The sequence below is a fragment of the Janthinobacterium sp. GW460-12-1-14-LB5 genome (assembly GCF_059423585.1).
In genome coordinates, this window is the sequence record NZ_JBWKYD010000003.1 from 58761 (window position 1) to 65562 (window position 6802).

Here is a 6802-nt window from a genome sequence, read left to right on the forward strand (position 1 = left end):
TAATTTATCCATACCGAATATTTCCTCTAAATGGACAGGCATGAAAAAACCCGCTCGCGAGCGGGTTTTGTTGGGGAACGGCAAAAATTACATGCTGTAGCGCAAGGTCAGCGCCACGTTGCGCGGCGCGCCCGGCAAGCTCAGGTTCGGGCTGGAACCATGGCCGGAAACGATGTAGCGCGTGTCGCCGATATTGTTGACGTTCAGCTGCACTTCATAGCGGCCCGAGCGCCACGCTGCCATGGCGTCGGCCGTCACGTAGCCGGGCAAGACCACCGTGTTGCCCGCATTGGCGAAACGGCTGCCGACGGCATTCACGCCGCCGCCCACCGTGTAGCCGTGGCCCAGCTCTTTCGTCAGCCACAGGTTGGCCGTATTGCGCGCGGTCAAGGTGGCGCGCTTGCCCTTGACCGGCACTTCTCTGGCGACGGTGCTGCCTGGCACATTGACGCTCTTGTCCTTGGCGATGGAATCGGTGATGGTGGCATCCAGGTAAGCGTAGCCGGCCATCATTTTCCAGCCATCGTGCAAGTCCGCGTTGAAGGTCAGTTCCAGGCCATCCGTGCGCTGCGTGCCGACGGGCACGATGCGGTTGGTGATCGGGTCGCTGGTCTTGATATTGTCGCGCTCCAGGCGGAACAGCGACACGGTGGCGTTGGCGCGGCCGCCCCACAGATCGTACTTGGCGCCCACCTCCGTGTTGCGCGTGGTTTCCGGCGCCAGGTCGGCATTATTCGCGGCCAGGGCGAAGTTCTCGCCGCTGGGCTGGAACGAACGGCTCCACGACGCGTAGTACGACTGCGCAGCGCCCGGTTGCCAGACGAGACCGGCGCGGGGGCTGTAGGCCGAATCCGTGCGCGACAGGTCCGCCGTCGTCACGCCTAGCGCATTGGCCAGGCGCGACTGCTGCTTGTAGCGGTCGTAGCGCAGGCCGGCCAGCGCCTTCCACTCGTCGCTGAAACTGATGGCGTCCTGCACGTAGGCGGCGGCCGTATCATAGGTGCCGAAGGTATCGCCGCGCGCGCCCAGCTTGGTCCGGTCGACCACGGGCAGCACGGGATGGAAGATCGACACGGGTTTCGCAGGTGTCGATACAGCGATGGCGGCCCAGCTGCTGGCATCCTTGTTCTGCTTGCCGAACTCGGCGCCGTACAGCACTTCGTGGCGCAGGCTGCCCGTGACCAGCTTTTGCGTCAGTTCCGTCTGGTTGAACCAGCCGCTCTCGTCACGGTTGAGCTTGGCGTGACCGAGATTCATCGTGCCTGTGACTTCGTTGACGTTGCCGGAAATATTCGTGTTGTTGCGGTCCAGGTGGTAGTCGTAATAACGGAAGGCATTGCGCAGCGACAAACTATCGCTGAATTTGTGCGTCAGGGTGGCGGCCGTGGACACCACGCGCGACTGGCTGAAGTCGGCGTCGCGGGCGTTCGCGGCGCCATAATAGGTGCCCGCATCGACGGCGACGGGACGGCCGTGCCAGGATGGGATGCCGAAGTCCGTCAGGCGGCGGTCTTCCAGGTAGTCGCCCTGCAGCAGCAGTTTCGTGGCGTTTGAGAGGCGGATGGCCACGGAGGGCGCGATCGCCGTGCGGTTGATGAATTGCTGGTCGCGGTAGCTGTCGGACAATTCGCGCGCGCCCGTGACGCGCCAGTCCACCGTCTCGCCGACTCTGCCCACGTCGACTTCGCCGCGGCGCCCTTTTGTATTCGTCAGGCTCAGCGCCACGTCCGTGATATCGATACCCGGTTTTTTGGTCATGCGGTTCACCAGGCCGCCCGAGGAACCGCGGCCGTACAGCACGGCGGCTGGTCCCTTGATCACTTCCAGGCGCTCCACGTTCGACAGGTCGCGGAAATACAGCGCATCATCGCGGAAGCCGTCGACGAACTGGTCGCCGATGGCCGTGAAACCGCGGATGAACACCTGGTCGCGCTGGCCGTCGCCCGTGGACAGGCCCACTCCGGGAATGTTCTTCATGATGTCCTGGATCGACACGGCATGCTGGTCGCGGATCACGGCAGCCGGCACCACGTTGATCGTCTGCGGCACGTCGCGCAAGGCCATTTCCGTCTTGGTGCCGCTGGCGGAGGTGGCGGCGACATAGCCGGCGTTGTCCTTCGAGGCCGTCACAGTGACGGCGGGCAAACTTTCCTGAGCCCAGGCTGCCAATGGCGTGGCGCCCAAGGTCAGGGCGCCCAGTACGGCGAGAGTGATCGGTTTACATCCTGGCTTGCGCTGTTGCTGCATACAATTCCCTGGTCGATGATTTAATACGAATGATTCTCATTAGTATTTTATCAGCCGGCATGGCGAAAAATAAGGCAAAATGTAAGTGATAGTACTTATAGACTAGGTACTTGACGTAAAAAAGCAACAATGAATTAATATCAATAAGTAATTAAAATTGCCGTAAAAAACTATTTCCGCGCGTCAATGCTATACTTCCGGTTTGCTGGTTAGCGGCATCCCAGGCCGCCACACCCCTTGTTTTACCTCCAACGCCGTGCACAGCGCGGCGCGCCGCACAGCAATCCTGCGGCACCCGAAGACCCCGATCCCCTGCGCCTTGCGGCGCCTGTCCGCCCCTGCTGGCGGCGGCGATCATGACTATTAAACTGTTAGGAATTACATGAAAAACCTGAACATCGGCAGCCGCCTTGGCGTCGGCTTTGCTGTCGTATTGCTGTTGCTTGCCGCCTTGACCGTCACCGCCCTCGTGCGCATGCAAACGGCCAGCGACCTGACCTATCGCCTCATCAATACCAGCATCAAGAACCAGCGCATGGTGGCCGAATGGTCGAAGATCATTGAACTCAACAGCGTGCGCGGTGTCGCCTCGTTCGAAATCACGGATCCTGTCGTGCGCGCCAAGATCGAGGAAGACTTGAAAGTCGATGCGGACCGTTCCAGCAAGCTGCAGGACGACATCGTCGCCTCGCTGCTCAACCCGGCCGTGATCGAGCAATTCAAGGTCGTGCGCAAGGTGCGTACCGACTACGTGACGACGCGCGCACGCGCCTTCAAGATGAAGGCAGACGGCGACGTGGCCGGCGCCAAGATCGTGTTCGAGAAGGAAGTCGCACCGATCACCGTGGCCTACCTGGCCGAAGTGAAGCGCTTTGCCGGCATGCAGATCAAGGCGGCCGACGGCGTCGGCGCCAGCATCATCGAGGCTTACAGCGGCACGCGCATCTTCCTGATCACCATGGGCGTGCTGGCCGTGCTGATGGGCATCGGTTTTGCGTGGTGGATCACGCGCTCGATCACCGGCCCCATCCGCGACGCCGTGAAAGTGGCGGAAACCGTGGCAGCAGGCGACCTGAGCAGCACCATCACGGTGCAGGGCCGCGATGAAACGGCGCAGCTGATGCACGCCCTGAAAACCATGAACGACAGCCTCGTCGGCATCGTCGGCCAGGTGCGCAGCGGCACCGACACCATCGCCACGGCGTCCGCGGAAATCGCCGCCGGCAACCAGGATCTGTCCTCGCGCACGGAACAGCAAGCCAGTTCGCTGGAAGAAACGGCCTCGTCGATGGAAGAATTGACCAGTACCGTGAAGCAGAATGCGGACAATGCGCGCCAGGCGAATAAACTGGCCGGCGACGCGGCCGGCATCGCCAGCCGCGGCGGCGCCGTGGTGGCCGAAGTGGTCGCCACCATGGGCGAGATCAATACCTCGTCGAAGAAAATCGTCGATATTATCTCTGTCATCGACGGCATCGCCTTCCAGACCAACATCCTGGCCCTGAACGCGGCCGTGGAAGCGGCGCGCGCCGGCGAACAGGGCCGCGGCTTCGCCGTCGTGGCAACCGAGGTGCGCAACCTGGCACAACGCTCGGCAGCGGCAGCGAAAGAGATCAAGGGCTTGATCGACGATTCCGTGCAAAAAGTCGACGTGGGCACGGACCTGGTCGACAAGGCCGGCAAGACGATGGAAGAAATCGTGCAAAGCATCGGCTTCGTCACGTCCATCATGAGCGAAATCAGCAACGCCAGCGAAGAGCAGAGCGCGGGCATCGAGCAAGTCAACCAGGCCATTTCCGAAATGGATCAGGTAACCCAGCAAAATGCGGCGCTGGTGGAAGAAGCGTCGGCAGCGGCCGAAGCGATGCAGGAACAGGCGAGCGAACTGGCGCAAGTGGTCAGCGTCTTCCGCCTGGACGCCAACGCGGCGGCGACCGACCGTTTCAGCGTGAAAGCGGCGCAGCGCAGCGCGCCGGCGGCTCCAGCAACCCCGACCGCCCCCGCACGCAAGGCCCCTGCCCTGCGCCTGCCCGCGACGCGCGCCAGCAGCAAAGCAACGGCACCGGCCGAAGGCGATTGGGAAGAGTTTTAAATCTGCTGCAGCAAGCCGCGCTGCATCAAGCCGCGCGGGCTTGCTCTTTGGCGATCAGTGCCGCCAGTTCGCGCGGCACGGATTGTCCCAGGAATGCCAGCGCCAGCGCTTCCGGATCGATGGCGGCGTCCGCCGGCATGCCATGCTCGAAGCCGCCCACCATGATGCGGCAGAAATGCGGCGATTCGGCCCGCGTTTCCACATACCAACAACCCGCATGACCTTGCACAAAGTATTCGCCGATAAAGTAGCCGAGCATGGTTTTCACCCATTGCCAGCTTTCGTCGCGGATGACGATGGTGCGCATGGCCGCATCGATGTACGGCAGGTATTCGGCCGCGTTGCTCAGCACTTCGTGCGCGGGCTGGATGCCCAGGCGCTCGACAAAATTGACCAGCGACGCGCCCAGCGCATCATAATAGGCATCAAAAGCCGTCTGGCTTTGCTGCAATAATTGTTCTTGTTCCTTCGACAGCATTCACACTCCACAGACATTCAGCAATCCCGTATTTTACGCCACGCTCACATCCACCCCGGCCCGCTGCAGCAAGGCCTGGTTGCGGACAGACAGATGCGTCACCTGCAGGTGCTTGCCCGCCTTGTCATAGCGTTCATACAGGGCTTCGATGGCGGCGATGGCCGAGTGGTCGGCCATGTGCAGATGCCGGCAATCGAGGATGACGCGGGCAGGATCGGCGGCCGGCTGGAACAGTTCCAGAAAATGCGTGACCGAGGCGAAAAACAGGGTGCCGTGCGGCAAGTACACGCGCATGCCAGGGCTGCTGTCATCGATGTCGGCACGCATGTCGCGCGCATGCTGCCAGGCAAAATTCAAGGCGGCAATCACGATGCCGCACAGCACTGCCGTCGCCAGGTCCGTGAACACGGTGATCACCGTCACGGCAACGATCACCAGCGCATCCTGCAGCGGCACCTTGCCCAGCACGCGCAGGGAACCCCAGGCAAACGTCTGCTGCGCCACGACGAACATCACGCCGACCAGCGCGGCCAGCGGAATGCGCTCGATCAGCGGCGACAGGAACAGGATGAACAATAGAATCATCACGCCGGCCGTCACGCCCGACAGGCGCGAGCGCCCGCCCGAGCTCAGGTTGATCATCGTCTGGCCGATCATGGCGCAGCCGCCCATGCCGCCAAACAGGCCCGAGACGACGTTCGAGGTACCGAGGGCGATGCATTCGCGGTTGGGCTGGCCCCGCGTTTCCGTTATTTCATCCGTGAGATTAAAAGTGAGCAAGGTTTCCAGCAAGCCCACCATGGCCATCAGCGCCGCATACGGCAAGATGATGTGCAAGGTGGCCATGTCCAGCGGCACCGTGGGCCAGTGCAGGGCCGGCAAGCCGCCGGCGATATGCGCGAGGTCGCCCAGGGTGCGCGTGGGCAGGTGCAGAAAATGGCTGAGCACGCCCACGCCGAGGATGGCCACCAGCGCGGGCGGCACGGCGCGCGTGAGGCGCGGCAGCACGTAGACGATGGCCATGGTGAGCAGCACCAGGCCCGCCATCACGAGCAAGGGCGTGCCTTGCAGCCAGATTTCGCCTTGCGGCGTAGCCTGGCGAAAATGTTCCAGCTGGGCCATGGCGATGACGACGGCCAGGCCGTTCACGAAGCCCAGCATCACCGGGTGGGGCACCATGCGGATCAGCTTACCCAGGCGCAAGAGGCCGAACAGCGCCATGATGATGCCGCTCAGCACCACGGTCGCCAGCAGATACTGCACGCCATGCTGGGCCACCAAAGCCACGATGACGATGGCCATGGAACCGGCAGCGCCCGAAATCATGCCCGGGCGCCCGCCAAAGATGGCCGTCAATGCGCAAATGATGAAGGCGCCATACAGGCCCATCAGGGGATTGAGCTGCGCCACCAGGGCAAAGGCGATGCATTCGGGCACCAGGGCGAACGAGGTGGTTAAGCCAGCGAGGATATTTTTTTGTATGTTCGAGAACCACTCTTCCCGAAAAGTTGCGTTGATCATTGATGCGTATCCAAAGTTGGAACAGGGAAATGCCGGCCGGATGGAAAATAATCAGGCGCAGCCAAGCCAGCGGGCGTCAAAAAGAAGCCGTGCCGAGGTCTAACGGGGAAAGACTTCGTCAGTGACTACACGGGTATGGCGAAAAGGGGAAGTTTCATCACGGCGCCAGGCGGCGCGGCTGAGCTTGCTGGCATTATACAAGATGCACAGCGGACAAAGTCTGGCGAAAGCGCAGACAAAAAAATAGCCCACTCGAAAGTGGGCTATTTTTTTCATCTGGAGGCGAGGACGGGAATCGAACCCGTCTAAACGGCTTTGCAGGCCGCTGCATAACCTCTTTGCTACCTCGCCAGAGGAACTGCTTGGATGCGCCTTGCGGCCCACCTTGAAAACTGGAGCGGGAGAAGAGTCTCGAACTCTCGACCTCAACCTTGGCAAGGTTGCGCTCTACCAACTGAGCTACT

At 61.8% G+C, this 6802-nt stretch carries 4 protein-coding genes and 1 tRNA gene; 1 reads left to right on the plus strand and 4 read right to left on the minus strand.

All coding sequences use genetic code 11. The annotated features are described in order from the left end of the window. Window positions 1-87 precede the first annotated feature (87 nt). Window positions 88-2247: a TonB-dependent receptor gene (locus AC07X6_RS03400; RefSeq protein WP_494790112.1), complete on the minus strand. Its 2160-nt coding sequence runs from the start codon at window positions 2245-2247 to the stop codon at window positions 88-90. Between the two features lie 382 nt (window positions 2248-2629). Between AC07X6_RS03400 and AC07X6_RS03405 the strand changes: the two genes are divergently transcribed. Continuing rightward, on the plus strand, window positions 2630-4339 hold the full coding sequence (locus tag AC07X6_RS03405; RefSeq protein ID WP_494790113.1) for a methyl-accepting chemotaxis protein: 1710 nt from the start codon (window positions 2630-2632) through the stop codon (window positions 4337-4339). A 25-nt stretch (window positions 4340-4364) separates the two neighbouring features. Here the strand turns inward: AC07X6_RS03405 and AC07X6_RS03410 are convergent, their stop codons facing one another. From AC07X6_RS03410 to AC07X6_RS03420, 3 genes are all read right to left on the minus strand, one after another. Continuing rightward, a complete protein-coding gene (locus AC07X6_RS03410; RefSeq protein WP_230540640.1) occupies window positions 4365-4817 on the minus strand; it encodes a hypothetical protein in 453 nt (150 codons plus the stop codon). A gap of 33 nt (window positions 4818-4850) precedes the next feature. After that, on the minus strand, window positions 4851-6338 hold the full coding sequence (locus tag AC07X6_RS03415) for a SulP family inorganic anion transporter (RefSeq protein WP_494790114.1): 1488 nt from the start codon (window positions 6336-6338) through the stop codon (window positions 4851-4853). Between the two features lie 277 nt (window positions 6339-6615). Continuing rightward, window positions 6616-6689 (minus strand) — tRNA-Cys (locus tag AC07X6_RS03420). Window positions 6690-6802 lie beyond the last annotated feature (113 nt).

Bases quoted from the DNA above. Each gene is read 5' to 3' on its own strand.
- AC07X6_RS03400 (WP_494790112.1), bottom strand. From the start codon at position 2,247: ATGCAGCAACAGCGCAAGCCAGGATGTAAACCGATCACTCTCGCCGTA.
- AC07X6_RS03415 (WP_494790114.1), bottom strand. From the start codon at position 6,338: ATGATCAACGCAACTTTTCGGGAAGAGTGGTTCTCGAACATACAAAAA.
- AC07X6_RS03410 (WP_230540640.1), bottom strand. From the start codon at position 4,817: ATGCTGTCGAAGGAACAAGAACAATTATTGCAGCAAAGCCAGACGGCT.
- AC07X6_RS03405 (WP_494790113.1), top strand. From the start codon at position 2,630: ATGAAAAACCTGAACATCGGCAGCCGCCTTGGCGTCGGCTTTGCTGTC.